Raw genomic sequence first — 15,658 nt, forward strand, 5'->3', positions numbered from 1 at the left:
TCGCCCGGAGGCTAACAGCACGGACCGCACCCGCCAGGTGTTCGACACACGTGGCATAGTGGCAGCGTTGGCATAGTGGCAGTAACTGCCAGTTTTATACACATGCCCCGACGCTCGACTCCCCCCACCGAGAGGACTCCCCCGGTCATGACCGAGACCGCCGGCGCGCCCGCCACCGCCGCCTTCCCCGACACCCGGCCCCCGGGCTGTCCGTTCGACCCCGCCGCGGAGTACCGGGAGCTGCGGGAGAGCGCCCCGGTGAGCAAGGTGAGCTGCCCGGTCGGCGTGGACGCGTGGCTGGTCACCCGGTACGAGGACGTGCGCAGCGTGCTGGCCGACCCCCGGCTGAACTCGCGGGCCGCCTCGCCGTCCAACCACGTCAACACCGAGGCCGACCTCGACGCCCCGGCCAACCCCGGCTCGATCCTGCACCACGACGGCCCCGAGCACTCCCGGCTGCGCAGGCTGCTGACCCCGGAGTTCACCGTCAAGCGCATCCAGGCGATGCGGCCCTACATCGCCGAGTTGGTGGACCAGCACCTCGACGCGATGCTGGCGGGCACCGAGGCTGACCTGTACCACGACTTCGGCCTGCCGATCCCGTCGCTGGTGATCTGCGAGCTGCTCGGCGTGCCCTACGCCGACCGGGAGATGTTCCAGGCGGCCAGCGGCGTGCTGCTCAAGGTCGACATCACCCAGGAGCAGCGGCTGGCGGCCAGTGGTCAGATCCAGGGCTACATGGCCCAGCTGGTCATGACGAAGCTGGCCAACCCGACCGATGAGGACCTGCTCGGCAGGCTGATCCAGCGCGCCAACGCCTCCGGCACGCCGCTGACCGTGGAAGAGCTGGTCACTCTCGGCATCTCGCTGCTGATCGCCGGGCACGAGACCACCGCGAACATGATCGCACTCAGCGCCGCCGCGCTGCTGCGGCACCCGGACCGGCTGGCCGAGCTGCGCGCCGACCCGTCGATCGCCCCCGCCGCGGTCGAGGAGATGCTGCGGTACCTGTCGGTGGTGCAGTTCGGCGTGTTCCGCCGGGTGGTGGAGGACCTGCCGGTGGGCAACGTGGTGTTCAAGGAGGGCGAGTTCGTCATCGCCGCGCTGTCCTCCGGCAACCGGCAGGAGTCGGTGTTCGACCGCCCCGACGAGATCGACTTCAGCCGCAACGCCAGCGCGCACCTGACCTTCGGCTACGGCGCCCACCAGTGCCTCGGCCAGCAGCTCGCCCGGGTGGAGCTGCAGGAAGTCTTCGCCAGGCTCTTCACGAGGATCCCGACGCTGCGTCTGGGAATTCCCTTCGAGAAAATCGAGTTCAAGCACGACGCTCTCGTGTACGGCGTACGTTCGTTGCCGGTCACCTGGGACGTCCAGGCCTGACCGGCCGGCGGCCGCGACCCACCACCGCACAACAGGAGTTGGAAATGCGCGTCAACATCGACGAAGAAGCCTGCGTCGGCGCCGGCCAGTGCGTGCTGGCCGCCGGCGAGGTGTTCGACCAGCGGGACGAGGACGGCGTGGTCGTGCTGCTCCAGGCGGAGCCGCCGGCCGAACTGGGTGAGGCGGTGCGCGAGGCCGCGGTGCTGTGTCCCGCGATGGCCATCCACGTCGAGGACTGAATTCTCCAGCGGGTCACATATCTGAACCGACCGGCGCGCGCAGACAATTGCCGCGCCGGTCGGCGCCCAATTGCCCAAGGCAATTCCATCGCCTCCCCGGCACCGCACTCCCGGTCGCACCGTCGACATTCCACCCATCCGGCCCTAGCCATTCGGCCACACCCATTGGGCCGTAGCCGCGCGACCCGTCAATCCGCCGCGCCCGCCCTACCGGTCCGCCAGCCCTCGCCCCGGCCCCGCCTCGGACCCGGCCCCGGACCCGGCCACCGCCAATCCGCTGCCCCGCTGTCGCCAATCCGTCGGGCCCCGGCCTGCCCCGCCCCCGCCGCGGCGGAAACAGCCGCTCCCAGTGATCAAGAAACCGGCCATCCAGCGGACATCCCGCGCACATCTGACCCGGCTAGTTTCTCCTCATCCACCACCGGGTTTCGGTTTGAGGAGCGCAACGATGCATCGCCCACTCGCTCGCGCGGCCACCGCCGTCGGCGCGGCCCTGCTGGCCCTGGCCGCCACCGCCCTTCCCGCCCAGGCGAGCACCGCGACCGGAGCCACCACGGTCGGCGTGCACAACGCCTACATCCAGTCCACCTTCCCGTATCTGGTGGACGCCCTGGACTCCGGCGCGGGCATGCTCGAACTGGACGTCTGGACGAACTTCTTCGGCACCAGGGACTTCAAGGTCAGCCACGATCCCGGCAACAGCAACAACTGCGCCGCCGCGGACACCTACCAGCAGCTGCGCACCGGCGCCCGCGACCAGAACCTGGCCACCTGTCTGCGCAACATCCGCCTGTGGCACGAGAACCAGCCGAACCACCCCCTGGTCGTGCTCAAGCTGGAGATGAAGAACGGCTTCGACGGCCGCGGCGGCTTCGGCCCCGCGGAACTCGACCGCCTCATCGCAGACAACCTGGGCGCTGCCAACGTCTTCGGCCCCGCCCAGCTCAAGGGCGACCACCCCACCCTGGACGCCGCCGCCCAGTCCGGAGCCTGGCCTGCCCGCGCCGCCCTCACCGGCAAGTTCCTGCTCCTGGTCGAACGCGGCACCCTGGAGGCCGCGAACCCCTTCGACCGCTACCACACCGACGTGGAGTACGCCGACCGCCTGATCAACGCCAACAGCACCGGAACCCTGGCCACCACCATGGCCTTCCCGGCGATCAACGGCGCCGCGCCGTCCGACCCGCGCACCGGCGACCGCGGCGGCAACCGCGCGCCCTGGATCGTCGCCTTCGACGGCGACGCCAGTGCCTACGCCGGCTACCCCGGCACGTACCTGGGCGGCAAGTACTTCGTGGTCATGACCGACGCCCACCGCGTGGCCCCGGCGATCGACGGCGTGAACCCACCGGTCCCCGACGCCCAGGCCAGGGTCCGCGACCTGTCCGCCAAGGGCGCCACCATCGTCTCCAGCGACTGGCGCGCCCCAGCCATCGTCGCCTACATCACCGGCTGACCCACACCGCCCGGCGGCTCCCCGCCCACAACGGAGCCGCTCAGGCGCACGCCCGTCACCGCGTCCGAGTCCGGCATCGGACGTTGTCACCGCTTCGGCCCAATCGTAGGATGATTGGTGTCCGCACCAGCGGCCGTGGACGTTGTGCGGGCCGGCCCGCCGCCCTGGCCCGCACAGCCCGCGCCCGGGATCCCGGACCGCAAGCCGCACCAGCCATCGCGACCGGCCTCGCTCACTAGCCGCTTACCCGTTCTGCCCAAACGGATCGCGTACCGGCGGTGCGAAGTGCGACGCCCGAACCGCTACCGGGCCGCCACGGGGCAGCGACCAGCCGCCCGCGCCAGCGGTGCCGGTCACCCCAGCCACGCCGATGACGTCGGCTACCCAGCCGTCAGCACCAGTTGCCGACCACACCGGTCACACCAGGCATGCTCACTGCCCGGCCCTGCCAGTGTCGCCAACCGTGCAGTGCCGCCAACCGCGTTGTCTCGGCCTGCCCAGCCCCTGCCGCCCTCTGCGCTACCTCGGCCTGACCGGTCATCCCGGCCCAGCCGCCATCGCGCCAACCCGTTGCCCGGCCTTGGCGGCCGAACAGTCGAGGCGAGCTCGTGTTCAGTTGTCCCGGGGATCGGTGAAGCCCTGCTGCTCGGCCAGGAACCGCTCGACCTCGGCGCCCAGTTCCTCGGCGCTCGGCATGTCCTCGGCCGTTTCCAGCAGCAGGCTCTCCTTGCCCGCGGCTTCGGCGAACGCGTCGTACTGCCGCTCCAGTGCGCCCACCACCTGCGCGATCTCCTCCGACTCCACGACCTGCCGCTGCACCTCGGCGTCAGCCCGGCGCGCGGTCTCCCGCAACGAGTCCGCGGGCAGCACCAGCCCGGTGGCGCGCACCACGTGGTCGAGCAGGGTCATCGCGACCGCCGGATAGGTCGACTGCGCGAGGTAGTGCGGCACCTGCGCGGCGAACCCGATGGCGTCGTGACCGCTCTCGCCGAGGCGCAGTTCCAGCAACGCGCTCACGTTGCCGGGTACCTGCACCCGGTTGAAGAACGGCTGGTGTTCGGAGATCAGTTCCCGGCGCGTCGCGTGGGCCACCACGCCCAGCGGTCGCGTGTGCGGAACCCCCATGGGAATCCCGTGGAAACCGACGGTCAGCCGGACGCCCCACCGTTCGATCAGGCTGCGCACAGCCTGGGTGAAAGCTTCCCACCGCACATCCGGCTCAGGCCCAGTGAGCAAGAGGAACGGGGTGCCGATGCCGTCGTGCAACAGATACACCACGAGCTCGGGTCCGGCAAAATCGGCCCACCGGTCCGTCGAGTAGGTCATCAGGGGCCGCCGTGAGCGGTAGTCGATCAGGCCGTCCACGTCGAACCGCGCGATCTCGCGGTGCTCGTAGTTCTCCAGCAGGTGCTCGACCAGCACCCGACCGGCCGCGCCCGCGTCCATGAACCCGTCGAAGTGGTGCAGCAGTACCGCTCCGGTCAGGTCCGGGACATCGGAGTCCACCTCGTACAGGTTCTCCGGATTCAGCACCACAGCCTCCTGCTCGTCTTACCGTGCGTCTGTATCGAGAACGCCCAACCGGGTGACACCATTCCCGTCAGATCAATTTGACGCACCAGATACTCAAGCGGTTATATGCCATGCATGGCACCCAGAACCGCGGCGCCCCCGTCGCCAGCCCCCACCCGGCAGTCGCCCGCACCCCGGGACGCGAGCTCAGGCCTCGCCTCCCGGCAGCACCGCCACAGCTTCGAACACAGCGTCAAAAATCGCTCGTTTGTCAGCGTTTTTTCGTTACCTGACAACACAATTCACTGACCAATGGGCCACACGTTTCGCCCGTGGTGAACCTGCCATTCCCGCCCCATTCCCCACGCTGGGCTGATGCCATGTTCGAGCAGCTCGCCGTGCTCGACGCACCTCAGCCCCGGTCTGTTGACGCCACGATGGGCGCCCTCTCCGCTGATATGTCCACTTTGGACGACGACGCGTTGCTCGATCGTTTGCAGGACTGCCAACGGATCAAGGCTTTCGTCGAGTCGGTCGAGATGCAGGCCCTGGCCAGGTTCGCCGAACACCGAACCCATGACAAGTACGGAATCCACGAGTTCGTCGAGGACGAGATCGCCGCGGCGCTGGGCTGGAGCCCACGCGCGGCCGCGGTCAGGCTGGCCACCGCCCTCGACCTCCGCCGCCTGCCCAGAACCCTGGACGCGTTGACGGAAGGCCGGATCGACTACATGAAAGCCAAGGCGATCGCCGAAGCCGTGGCGCCACTCGCCGACGACCAGGCGGCCACGGTCGAGGACCGGGTGCTGCCCGACGCGCGGTCCCGCAGCGTGGGCAGCCTGCGTTCGATGCTGCGCCGCGCGGTCATCCGCGCCGACCCCGGCGCCGCCCGCAAGAGAGAGGAAAAGGCAGCGGAGTCCCGGCAGCTGTCGCTGTGGGCCGAGGACGACGGCATGGCCGTGCTCTCGGTGAAGGCGCCTGCCCCGCAGACCCAGGCCGCCTTCCGCTACGTCGACAAGCTCGCCCGAACGGTGCGGGACGAGGAGCGGACACTCGACCAGACCCGCACCGATGTGGCGCTGGACCTGTTGTCCGGCAAGGCGAACGGCGGTTCGGTCAGCACCGAGATCCGGGTGACCGTGCCGATCACCACCCTGCTCGGCGACGACGAGCCCGCCGAGCTGGCCGACCACGGTCCCATCACCGCCGAGACGGCCCGCGAACTGGCCATGGACGCCAACATCAAACGACTGCTCACCGGGCCGGACGGCTCGGTGGTCGGCTACGACGCCCGGCGCTACAAACCGCCGACCTGGATGACCGAGCTGGTCAAGGCGCGCAACCCGCGTTGCACCTTCCCCGGTTGTCGTCGCAAGGCCCACGACTCGGACCTCGACCACACCATCCCGCACGAGAACGGAGGTCCCACCAGTCCCGACAACCTCGGTCCGCTGTGCCGTCACCACCACCGGCTCAAGCAGACCACCGCCTGGCCCTGGCGGCTGAACCAGCATCCGGGTGGCCGCTTCACCTGGACCTCGCCCACCAACCGCGTCTACCACACCTCCCCGGAGCCGCGATGACCTGAACCGCAAGCCCCGCCTCGCCACCGGCCCGCGGCCCACGGCGCCGAGGGCAGGGCGGATCGCCAACCACCGCGTGCCCCGCTCAGCACGCGGAGGCCGCCGGGCACCTCACGCCGGCATGAGGTGCCACCGGCACTGTCCACAAAGGAAAGTCCACCACCAGAAGGCCGGACCGAGAAAAAGCCCGGCCAACCAGGTCAGAGCCCTGGGAGGTTCACTGGAAGCTAGAGCATTGGGTATCCAAACGGTCTCGTCTACCGTGGAGCTATGAGTTCGCCACGCCCATGTTCCATCGCCGCCACGCTGGCCGTGGTCGGTGAGAAGTACTCGTTGCTGGTGCTGCGTGAGGTGTTCTACGGGGTGTGCCGGTTCGATGGCATGGTCCGGAACATCGGGGCACCGCGCGACATTCTCGCCGCCCGGCTGCGAAAGCTGGTCGATGCGGGTGTGCTGGAACGTGTCCAGTACAGCGAGCGGCCGCCGCGGTTCGAGTATCACGCCACGGAGGCGGGACTGGAGCTACGCGGAGTGCTGCACCTGTTGCGGCAGTGGGGTGACCAGCACCTCATGGACGTCGCGCCGGTGACGTTCGAGCACAGCTGCGGTGCGGACCTGGAGACCGTGCCGACCTGCCGGTCCTGCGGCGCCGAACCGGCCGTTGGCGAACTACGCGCGAGGTTCGCCAGTCCGGAGTGGACGGCGCAGGGCCGGACGGTCGACTGAGTCGCTCGGCCGGGCGGCTGGCGTCCCCGGCGCCCCGCACGCTGTGCTCGAACCGCTCCGGGGACAGGCCTGGAGGCAGGCAACGACCGCAAGGCCGAGGCGGCCCAGGCACCTTGCACCTGAGTCTGGGCGTGGGCCTGGCTCTGGGCCGGAACGTCGGCCCGGATATGCCCTGGGGCAGCCGGTTCAGGTCTCGCTGTCCGGCTGCCCCAGGGCACGATCCCGGGGCTGGCCCGGTTGGCTCGGGCCGGGGCTGGTCAGGGCTTGCGGAAGACCAACGCGGTGTTGTGGCCGCCAAAACCGAAGGAGTTCGACAATGCGGCGTTGATGGGCAGGTTGACCGGGGTGTCCCTGGTGACCTGGATCTGGAGGGCGTCCTCCGGGTTCTCCAGGTTGCGGGTCGGCGGGGCCACGTCGTGGTGGATGGCCAGGACGGTGAACACCGCTTCCAAGGCGCCGGCCGCGCCGAGGAGGTGGCCGGTCATGGACTTGGTGGCCGAGACCAGGGGCTGGTCGCCGAAGACGTCGTAGATGGCCTTCGCTTCCAGCATGTCGCCGCCCGGGGTGCCGGTGGAGTGGGCGTTGACGTGGTGGATGTCCTTGGCGGACAAGCCCGCTTCGCGCAGGGCCGTCTCCATGGCGCGGATCTGGCCGTCGCCCTGGGGGTGCAGGCCGACCATGTCGTAGGCGTCGGAGGTGATGGCGGCGCCGGCGAAGGTGGCGTACGGGGTGCGGCCCCTGGCGGCGGCGACGTCGGCGCGTTCGATGACCAGGACGGCGGCGCCCTCGCCGAGGACGAAGCCGTCGCGGCCCTTGTCGTAGGGCCGGGAGGCGCGGTGCGGCTCGTCGTTGCGGGTGGACATGGCCTGGGCCTGGGCGAAGCCGGCCATGGTCACCGAGCGGACGCAGGCCTCGGTGCCACCGGTGACCACGACGTCGGCGCGGCCCAGCCGGATCAGGTCCAGGGCGTGGGCCAGGGCCTCGGCGCCGGTGGCGCAGGCGCTGGCTGGGCAGATGGCGCCGGCGCGGGCGTCCAGGTCGATGCTGACCGTGGCGGCGGCGCTGTTGGGCATGATCATCTGGACCATGCGCGGGGAGACCCGGCGGTAGCCGCGGCCGAGGAGCGCGTCGTAGTTGTCCAGCAGGGTGCCGACACCGCCGATGCCGGTGCCCAGGACGACCGCGACCCGGTTCGGGTCGACCGCGCCCTTCTCCAGGCCGGCGTCGGCCCACGCCTGACGGGCGGCGACCAGGGCGGCCTGGGTGGACCGGTCCATCCGGCGGGCCTGCACGCGTTCGAGCTGACTGGCCGGGTCGACCGCCATCCGGGCGGCGAGCCGGGCGGGCAGTTCCTGCGCCCAGTCGTCGGTGAGCGTCTCGACCCCGGACTGGCCCGCCAGCAGCGCGGACCAGGTGTCGGCCGTGGTGCCGCCCAGGGGGCTCAACGTGCCGAGCCCGGTGATCACAACCTCGGTCATCAACCGTCCTTCTCTTCCTGCTCTTCCTGCCGCGGCCTGGTGACGGGCAGTCCGTTGCCGACCACCTTCACCGGCTTGTGCGGGAACCGGCGTCGGGCGTAGTCCCCGGCTGGTGAGCCGGGAGTGACGTAGAGCGTCTCCACCTTGTCCTGCAAGGGCTTCACCACGGTGCTCATGAAGTCCTTCCGATCGGCGAGGTAGGGCGCGAGTACATCCTCCCCTGCCGGGCAGACGGCCAGGCAGTAGGCCGCCTTGTAGTTGGGCTTGAACGCCAGGCTCTGCCACATGGACGCGCTCTCACCCGGGCTGACGCGGGCACGGTACTCCTCGGCGTCGGCACTGTCCGCGATCGTCTCCACCCAGTCGGTGAAGCCGCCCATGAACTCGCGGTAGTTGTGCGTGGCGCAGGCGCGGAAGTCGAACTCTCCGTTCTTGCCGATTGCCCCGATCGGGCAAGCCGCGACGCACAGTTTGCACTCCAGGCAGGGGTTGTAGTCCAGCTCAGCCCCGTACGCGCTGACCTCGGCGTCCACCAGCAGGGTGGCCAGCAGGACGAAGCTGCCGAAGCGCGGGTGGATCACGTTGCGGTGGATGCCCATGGCGCCCAGGCCCGCGGCCACCGCGACCGGCTTGTGCGCGACCACCCAGATCCGGCCGGGGTAGTTCTCCATCTCCATCGGGAAGGTGGCGGAGGGGTTGAGCGCGCGGTGCCCGGCGTCTTCCAGGGCGCGGACGATGGTGCGCGCGGCCTCGTTGATGATCTCGCCGGTGCGGTGGAACTCCTGGTTGGCGACGCTGCGCGCGGGTGAGCGGACGTTGTCCCGGTTCATCCGCACCACCAGCGAGATCAGGCTCCGGGTGCCGGGCAGGGCGTGCAGGGCGGGCTCGCGTTCGCTGGCCAGGTCGGGATGGTCGAGGGGGACCACGCCCATGTCGTCGGCGCCCGCGGCCAGGCAGAGCTCGCGCAGCCAGGCCGCGTCGATGACCCGGGGTTCGCGGGGGCCGGTGGCAGCCTGCCGCTCGCGGACCGCGCGCACCGACGGGTGGCCGGCGAGACGGGCCGGAAGTCTTGCCATCACACGCTCCCAAGGTCAGGCGGAAAAGCAAACTCACCATGTCATCCGGTGAGTTTGAAATCAAGACTTACTTGGTCGCGGCAGAATGGGGCGGTGAAGGAGACCTCGGCGCGGCTGCTCCGGCTGCTGACTCTGCTGCAGATGCGACGCGAGTGGTCGGGTTCGGAGCTGGCCGAACGGCTGGGCGTGACCGGCCGCACGGTGCGGCGGGACGTCGAGAAGCTGCGGGACCTGGACTACCCGGTCGAGTCGACCAAGGGCATCGCCGGTGGTTACCGGCTGGGTGCGGGGGCGGACCTGCCGCCGCTGCTGCTCGACGACGAGGAAGCGGTGGCGGTGGCGATCGGGCTGCGCACCGCGACCAACGGCAGCGTCGAGGGCATCGGCGAGGCTTCGCTGCGGGCGCTGGTGAAGCTGGAACAGGTGTTGCCGTCCCGGTTGCGGCACCGGGTGGCGGCGTTGCAGATCTCGACCGTGCCGAGCCGGTCCTCGATGCCGACGGTGGCCGCGGACACCCTGACCGCGATCGCCGCGGCCTGCCGGGACCACCAGCGGCTGCGGTTCGACTACCGCAACCACGACGGCACCGAGAGCCTGCGCGAGACCGAGCCGCACCGCCTGGTGACCTGGGGCCGCCGCTGGTACCTGGTGGCCTGGGACGTGCACCGGTCGGACTGGCGGACCTTCCGGGTGGATCGGTTGCGGCCCAAGGTGCCGACCGGTCCCCGGTTCACCCCGCGCGAGCTGCCCACCGACGACGCGGGGGCGTTCGTGGCCGAGCGGGTGGCCCGGTTGTGGCAGTACCAGTCCACGGTGCGGCTGCCGGTGCCCGCGGACGCGCCGGAGGCGCAGAACTTCGCCGGGATCGGGCGGGTGGAGCCGGAAGGGCCGGAGAGTTGCCTGCTGCACGTGGGTGCGACGGATGTGCGGCAGCTGGCGTGGATGCTGGGCGCGATGGAGATCGAGTTCGAGGTGGTGGACGCGCCGGAGCTGGCCGCGAACCTGCTGGCGATGGCGGAGCGGTTGCAGCGGGCGGTGCCCGAGGCGGCGCGGGGGCAGGCGCGGACGAGCGACTAGCGGCCACGCGGGGAGGATGCGGGCGCGGTGGCCAGAAGCCGCGGGGCAAGCGCAGGCGCGGCGGCTGGGAAGCCGTGCGGGCGCGGTGGCTTGAAGCAGCGCGGGGCATCGCCGGGGCGGTGGCTTGGTAGTGCGGTGGTAAGGCGGGTGGGCGAAGGCGTGCGGCAGGCGGGGTGGTGGGGCGGCAGTTCGGCGGGGTGGGGTGGGGTCAGCTCAGGCGGCGCCATTGGGGGCGGGTGGTCCAGTGGTGGGCTCGGCGGACGCGTTCGCGGTAGGCGGTGACGGACCAGCCCAGGCCGAACAGGGCGACGAACAGCAGGGGCAGGGACAGGGTTGCCATGGCGATGAGGAAGGCCGTGGCGGCGATGAGGCCGGTGGCGATGACCGGCCAGCGGCGGTCGTCGCTGGGCGGGGCTGGGCGGCCGGCGCGCAGGCCCTCGGCGAAGGCGGGGTCTTCGGCTTCCAGCTGGCTCGCCAGTTCCTCCAGCCGGCGGCGGTCACCCTGGCTGAGCATGGCGGTCCTCCCGCTTGTGCGTCTGGTTTCCGCCGTGCGGGGCGGGCGCTGGGACGGCAGCGCAGGTACCGGATTTCCGCTACTGGGCCTGACCAAACGCCGGGGCGCGCCTCGTCAGACGCGGGGCGGGCCTCGTCGAACGCGGGGACCGGGGCTCGTCAGACGCGGGGGCGGACCTCGCCAAACGCGGGGACCGGGGCTCGTCAGACGCGGGGGCGGACCTCGCCAAGCGCGGGGGCGGGCTCGTCAGACGCCGGGGGCGGGGCTCATCAGACGCGGGGGCAGGCCTAGCCAAGAGCGGGGGCGGGCCTAATCAGACGCGGGGGCAGGCCTCGCCAAGCGCGGGGGGCGGGGCTTGCCAGGTGCGGCGGCGGCCGGCTACGGCGGCGGTGATCGCGGCGGCCAGGGCGCAGGTGGCCAGGATGGTGGGGAGGCCGATCTTCATCGCTTTGCGGCCGGTGCGGAAGTCGCGGATCTCCCAGCCCCGGGCGCGGGCGATCTCGCGCAGGCCGGAGTCGGGGTTGACCGCGATGGCGGTGCCCACCGCGGAGAGCATCGGCAGGTCGTTGTGCGAGTCGGAGTAGGCCACGCAGTTGGCCAGGTTCAGGCCCTCCCGCTCGGCCAGCACGCGCAGCGCGTCGGCCTTGGCCTGGCCGTGCATCAGGCCGCCGACGAGCTTGCCGGTGTAGACGCCGTTCTCGCGTTCGCCGACGGTGCCCAGCGCGCCGGTCAGGCCCAGGCGGCGGGCGATGATCTCGGCGAGCTCGACCGGGGCGGCGGTGACCAGCCAGACCCGTTGGCCCGCGGCCAGGTGCAGCTGGGCCAGGGAGCGGGTGCCGGGCCAGACGCGGGAGGCGATGCGGGAGTCGAAGATCTCCTCGCACAGGGCGGCCAGCTCGTCGGTGCGGCGACCGGCGACGAAGGAGAGGAGCTGTTCTCTGCTGTCCTCGATGCCCTGGTGGTCTTCGCGGCCCAGCACCCGGAACTTGACCTGTTTCCAGGCGAAGCCCAACAGGTCGGCGGTGCGGAAGAACTTGCGCTCGACCAGGCCGCGGGCCAGGTGGAAGATCGAGGCGCCCATGATCATGGTGTTGTCCACGTCGAAGAAGGCGGCCGCGGTGGGATCGGGGGCGGGCATCCGCTCGACCACCGTCTCGGTCATGCTGCCGACTTGCCGTCGCACCGACACCAGAACTCCTTTGTCCCCAACGTCCGCTCGCGGCGCCGCATCCGGGCGGCGCCGCGAGGCGTACAGGTTATCCAGCGATCACGGATTCCTTGCTGTCCGCGAACTGCGTGTTGTACAGCTCGGCGTAGCGGCCGCCCTTGGCCAGCAGCACCTCGTGCGTGCCGCGCTCGACCACCTCGCCGTTCTCCACCACCAGGATCAGGTTCGCCGCCCTGATGGTGGACAGCCGGTGCGCGATGACCAGCGAGGTCCGGCCGGCCAGCGCCTCCACCAGCGCTTCCTGCACCGCGGCCTCCGAGCTGGAGTCCAGGTGCGCGGTGGCCTCGTCCAGGATCACCACCCTGGGCTGGGCCAGCAGCAACCGCGCGATGGTCAGCCGTTGCCGCTCACCGCCGGAGAGCCGGTAGCCGCGCTCCCCCACCACGGTGTCCAGGCCGTCCGGCAGCGAGGCCACCAGGTCGTCGAGGCGGGCGCGGCGCAGCGCGTCCCACAGGTCCTCATCGCTGGCACCGGGCCGGGCCAGCCGCAGGTTCGCGCCGATGCTCTCGTGGAAGAGGTGGCCGTCCTGGGTGACCATGCCGACGGTGTCCCTGATCGCGTCGAAGGACAGGTCGCGCACGTCCACCCCGCCCAGCCGGATGCTGCCGGAGTCGGCGTCGTAAAGCCTTGGTGTCAGTGAGGCCAGAGTGGACTTGCCCGCGCCGGAGGAGCCGACCAGGGCGATCAGCTGACCGGGCTCGGCCCGGAAGGACACCCCGCGCAACACCTCCTCGCCGCCGCGACTGTCCAAAGTGGCCACTTCCTCCAACGAGGCGAGGGAGACCTTGTCCGCGGCCGGGTAGCTGAAGCGGACGTCGTCGAACTCCACCGACACCGGGCCTTCCGGCACCTCGCGGGCGTCCGGCTTCTCCTCGATCAGCGGCTTGAGGTCGAGCACCTCGAACACCCGGTCGAAGCTGACCAGCGCGGTCATCACGTCCAGCCGGGCCCCGGCCAGCGCGGTCAGCGGCGAGTACAGCCGGGTGATCAGCAGCGCCAGGGTGACCACGGTGCCCGCCTCCAACTGGCCGGTCAGCGCGAAGTAGCCGCCGAGGCCGTAGACCAGGGCCAGGGCCAGCGCGGAGACCAGGCCCAGCGCGACCATGAACACCCACTGCCGCACCGCGGTGCGCACGCCGATGTCGCGCACCCGCTGGGCCCGCTTGCCGAACTCGGCTTCCTCGTCGGCAGGCCTGCCGAACAGCTTGATCAGGGTGGCGCCCGGTGCGGAGAACCGCTCGGTCATCTGGGTGGTCATCGCCGAGTTGAGGTTGGCCGACTCGCGCTCCATCCCGGCCAGCCGCCGCCCGACCCGCCGGGCCGGGATCACGAAGACCGGCAACAGGATCAGCGCGAGCAGGGTGACCTGCCAGGACAGGCTGACCATGACCGCCACGGCCAGCACCAGCGCGATGATGTTGGTGACCACGCCGGAGAGCGTGCTGGAGAAGGCGCGCTGGGCGGCGATCACGTCGTTGTTGAGGCGGCTGACCAGCGCGCCGGTGCGGGTGCGGGTGAAGAAGGCCACCGGCATCCGCTGCACGTGCGCGAAGACCGACTCGCGCAGCCGCAGGATCAGGTCCTCGCCGACCCTGGAGGACTGCCAGCGCTCGGCCATGCTCAGCCCGGCCTCCACCACCGCGATCCCGGCGATGAGCACCGCCAGCCAGACCACGGTGTCCACCGGCTGCTTGTTCACGATCGCCTCGACCACCCAGCCCGCCAGCACCGGCGTGGCCACCGCGAGCACCGCGGCCAGCGCGCTGAGCACCAGCAGGATGGCCACCGCGCGGTGCTGCGGCTTGGCGAAGCGGGCGATGCGGCGCAGGGTGGCACGGGTGACCGTGCGCCCTGACTTGTCCTGCATCGCGCTTTCCAGCGCCATCCAGGCGTTCATGTCGATGTCCATGGCTCCCCACAGTGTCCGGGCCGGGGCGGTGCGTGAGGTGATGGTTGCGCACACCCCCGACAAAGTCGGCGTGAATTTCTCGCCGTGGTCCTTGCTGGACCGAAGTCGCTGATGAGGAGAGTGTGTTAGCTCGACTTAACTAGAGGTCAAGGGACTGTGGCAGGCTGGTCCGCATGGGACTGTTCACCGTGGCCGAGGCCCGGGCCGAGCTGGCCGCGCTGCTGCCGGTGCTGACCGAGGTCGTCGCGCTGCGCGCCGATGCCGCCGAGCTGGCCGTGGCGGTGGCGCCGGGTGGCGAGCCGAGTCCGCTGGGCGGGTTGCCGGAGTTCAAGGCGGCGCAGGCGCGGCTGGACGAGCTGATGACCCAGATCCAGCAGACCGGGGCGGAGCTGAAGGGGTTCGCGCCGCTGCTGGTGGACTTCCCGGCCGAGCTGGACGAGGTGCCAGTGCTGCTGTGCTGGCTGGAGGGCGACACCGAGCTGCTCTGGTACCACCGGCGGGACCTGGGGTTCGCCGGGCGCCGGCGGCCGAACCGGCGCGGCTATCGCGGGCGGGACTTTGCGGACACGCCCTAGTCGGCGCGGCGGCCGAACAGCGCGGTGCGGCCGTGCTTCTTGTGCACCGCCTGCTTGCTGACGCCCAGCGCCGCCGCCACCTCGGTCCAGGTCCGGCCCGCGACCCTGGCCCGGCGGACCAGCACAGCCTCCAGACGTTCGAGTTCGCGGCGTAGTTCCGCGGCGGCGGCAAGTCCCTCGATCGGGTCGTCCACGCCGGTCGCCCTGGTCAGCGTCATCAACCGGTCCATCTCCACCTGGTCATCCTAGGTTGACACCGGCAACAAAGTGGACGCGGAATCACCGGACGTCTACAGCGTGTGGCAGGATCCCCTATTCGAGTGACACCCGAGGCTCCCGAAATGGCGGAAGAAGGAACCCGGTGACCCCACAGACTGCACAGGTCGACGACATCCAGCTAGTCGCGCTCCCCACCGCGGTGAACTGCGCCGACCTGTTCGCTCAGTTCACCCTGCGCGAGTGGTCCCTGCGGCCGCTGTTGGAGGAGGCTTCGACCGCGGCGGGCCAGTTGGTGGCCGCGGTGGTGGAAAGCGCTGACCCGAAGCGGCCCGGCATGCTGACCGTGCGCCTGCGGATCAGCGGGGACAGCCTGGTGATCGAGGTGGCCGACGGCCGCCCGGCCGAGGCGACCCCGGACATGGAGGGCCCGAACCTGGGCGTGGTGGCCCTGGACCGGGGCCGGATGCTGTGGTGCGAGCTGCCGCTGCCGGGCGGGGTGACCGCCGAGGCGGTGCCGCTGCCGCGCCGGGAGCGCAGGCGCTCGCCCGAGGCCGAGCGGCTGGCCAACGACCCGCACGAGGTCGACCCCGAGGTGATGGAACGGCTCCTGACCGGGCTGAGCCGGGCCCAGCGCAACTGAGACCTGCCGACGGCCCGGGTCGCGCGGGTGCGACCCGGGCCGTTGG

At 70.9% G+C, this 15,658-nt stretch carries 15 protein-coding genes; 8 read left to right on the top strand and 7 right to left on the bottom strand.

Annotation, left to right across the window (positions count from 1 at the left end):
- Positions 1-147 precede the first annotated feature (147 nt).
- The 3 genes from M8C13_RS29085 to M8C13_RS29095 all read left to right on the top strand — a co-directional run bounded on the left by M8C13_RS29085 (position 148) and on the right by M8C13_RS29095 (position 3,075).
- Entirely contained in the window at positions 148-1,380 is a 1,233-nt protein-coding gene (locus tag M8C13_RS29085; protein ID WP_252483918.1) for a cytochrome P450, read from the top strand.
- 44 nt (positions 1,381-1,424) lie between these two features.
- Complete coding sequence (locus M8C13_RS29090) at positions 1,425-1,619, top strand: ferredoxin (protein ID WP_252483919.1); 195 nt, start codon at positions 1,425-1,427, stop codon at positions 1,617-1,619.
- A 448-nt stretch (positions 1,620-2,067) separates the two neighbouring features.
- Positions 2,068-3,075: a phosphatidylinositol-specific phospholipase C domain-containing protein gene (locus M8C13_RS29095; protein WP_252483920.1), complete on the top strand. Its 1,008-nt coding sequence runs from the start codon at positions 2,068-2,070 to the stop codon at positions 3,073-3,075.
- 612 nt (positions 3,076-3,687) lie between these two features.
- Here the strand turns inward: M8C13_RS29095 and M8C13_RS29100 are convergent.
- The gene (locus M8C13_RS29100) at positions 3,688-4,611 is read right to left on the bottom strand and encodes a proteasome assembly chaperone family protein (protein ID WP_252483921.1); all 924 of its coding nucleotides are present in this window, start codon (positions 4,609-4,611) and stop codon (positions 3,688-3,690) included.
- Between the two features lie 356 nt (positions 4,612-4,967).
- Here M8C13_RS29100 and M8C13_RS29105 point away from each other — a divergent pair, with 356 nt between their 5' ends.
- Together M8C13_RS29105 and M8C13_RS29110 are read left to right on the top strand one after the other, a co-directional pair.
- Positions 4,968-6,170: an HNH endonuclease signature motif containing protein gene (locus tag M8C13_RS29105; protein WP_252483922.1), complete on the top strand. Its 1,203-nt coding sequence runs from the start codon at positions 4,968-4,970 to the stop codon at positions 6,168-6,170.
- Positions 6,171-6,440: 270 nt separating this feature from the next.
- Positions 6,441-6,896, top strand: coding sequence for a helix-turn-helix domain-containing protein (locus M8C13_RS29110; protein ID WP_252483923.1), 456 nt, complete (start codon positions 6,441-6,443; stop codon positions 6,894-6,896).
- Positions 6,897-7,153: 257 nt separating this feature from the next.
- Here M8C13_RS29110 and M8C13_RS29115 read toward each other — a convergent pair whose 3' ends face one another.
- Both M8C13_RS29115 and M8C13_RS29120 read right to left on the bottom strand, forming a co-directional pair.
- On the bottom strand, positions 7,154-8,374 hold the full coding sequence (locus M8C13_RS29115) for a beta-ketoacyl synthase (RefSeq protein ID WP_252483924.1): 1,221 nt from the start codon (positions 8,372-8,374) through the stop codon (positions 7,154-7,156).
- Positions 8,374-9,450, bottom strand: coding sequence for an epoxyqueuosine reductase (locus tag M8C13_RS29120; protein WP_252483925.1), 1,077 nt, complete (start codon positions 9,448-9,450; stop codon positions 8,374-8,376). Before M8C13_RS29120 ends, M8C13_RS29115 begins: the two co-directional genes overlap by 1 nt.
- Before the next feature lie 93 nt (positions 9,451-9,543).
- On the opposite strand from M8C13_RS29120, the gene M8C13_RS29125 reads away from it, so the two are divergent.
- Entirely contained in the window at positions 9,544-10,527 is a 984-nt protein-coding gene (locus M8C13_RS29125) for a YafY family protein (RefSeq protein WP_252483926.1), read from the top strand.
- A gap of 208 nt (positions 10,528-10,735) precedes the next feature.
- On the opposite strand, the gene M8C13_RS44735 is transcribed toward M8C13_RS29125, so the two are convergent.
- The 3 genes from M8C13_RS44735 to M8C13_RS29140 form a co-directional block, all read right to left on the bottom strand.
- Positions 10,736-11,041, bottom strand: coding sequence for a DUF3040 domain-containing protein (locus M8C13_RS44735; protein ID WP_256509879.1), 306 nt, complete (start codon positions 11,039-11,041; stop codon positions 10,736-10,738).
- A 313-nt stretch (positions 11,042-11,354) separates the two neighbouring features.
- Positions 11,355-12,203 carry an HAD family phosphatase gene (locus M8C13_RS29135; RefSeq protein WP_252483991.1) on the bottom strand — a complete coding sequence of 283 codons (849 nt, stop codon included), beginning with the start codon at positions 12,201-12,203 and terminating at the stop codon, positions 11,355-11,357.
- Positions 12,204-12,297: 94 nt separating this feature from the next.
- Positions 12,298-14,178 carry an ABC transporter ATP-binding protein gene (locus M8C13_RS29140; RefSeq protein WP_252483927.1) on the bottom strand — a complete coding sequence of 627 codons (1,881 nt, stop codon included), beginning with the start codon at positions 14,176-14,178 and terminating at the stop codon, positions 12,298-12,300.
- Between the two features lie 173 nt (positions 14,179-14,351).
- On the opposite strand from M8C13_RS29140, the gene M8C13_RS29145 reads away from it, so the two are divergent.
- A complete protein-coding gene (locus tag M8C13_RS29145) occupies positions 14,352-14,753 on the top strand; it encodes a DUF2203 domain-containing protein (protein WP_252483928.1) in 402 nt (133 codons plus the stop codon).
- On the opposite strand, the gene M8C13_RS29150 is transcribed toward M8C13_RS29145, so the two are convergent.
- Positions 14,750-14,983, bottom strand: coding sequence for a hypothetical protein (locus tag M8C13_RS29150; protein WP_252483992.1), 234 nt, complete (start codon positions 14,981-14,983; stop codon positions 14,750-14,752). The genes M8C13_RS29145 and M8C13_RS29150 overlap by 4 nt on opposite strands.
- Positions 14,984-15,114: 131 nt before the next feature.
- On the opposite strand from M8C13_RS29150, the gene M8C13_RS29155 reads away from it, so the two are divergent.
- Entirely contained in the window at positions 15,115-15,612 is a 498-nt protein-coding gene (locus M8C13_RS29155) for an ATP-binding protein (protein WP_252483929.1), read from the top strand.
- Positions 15,613-15,658 lie beyond the last annotated feature (46 nt).

Origin of the sequence: Crossiella sp. SN42, from assembly GCF_023897065.1 — a bacterium.
Lineage (GTDB): Bacteria > Actinomycetota > Actinomycetes > Mycobacteriales > Pseudonocardiaceae > Crossiella.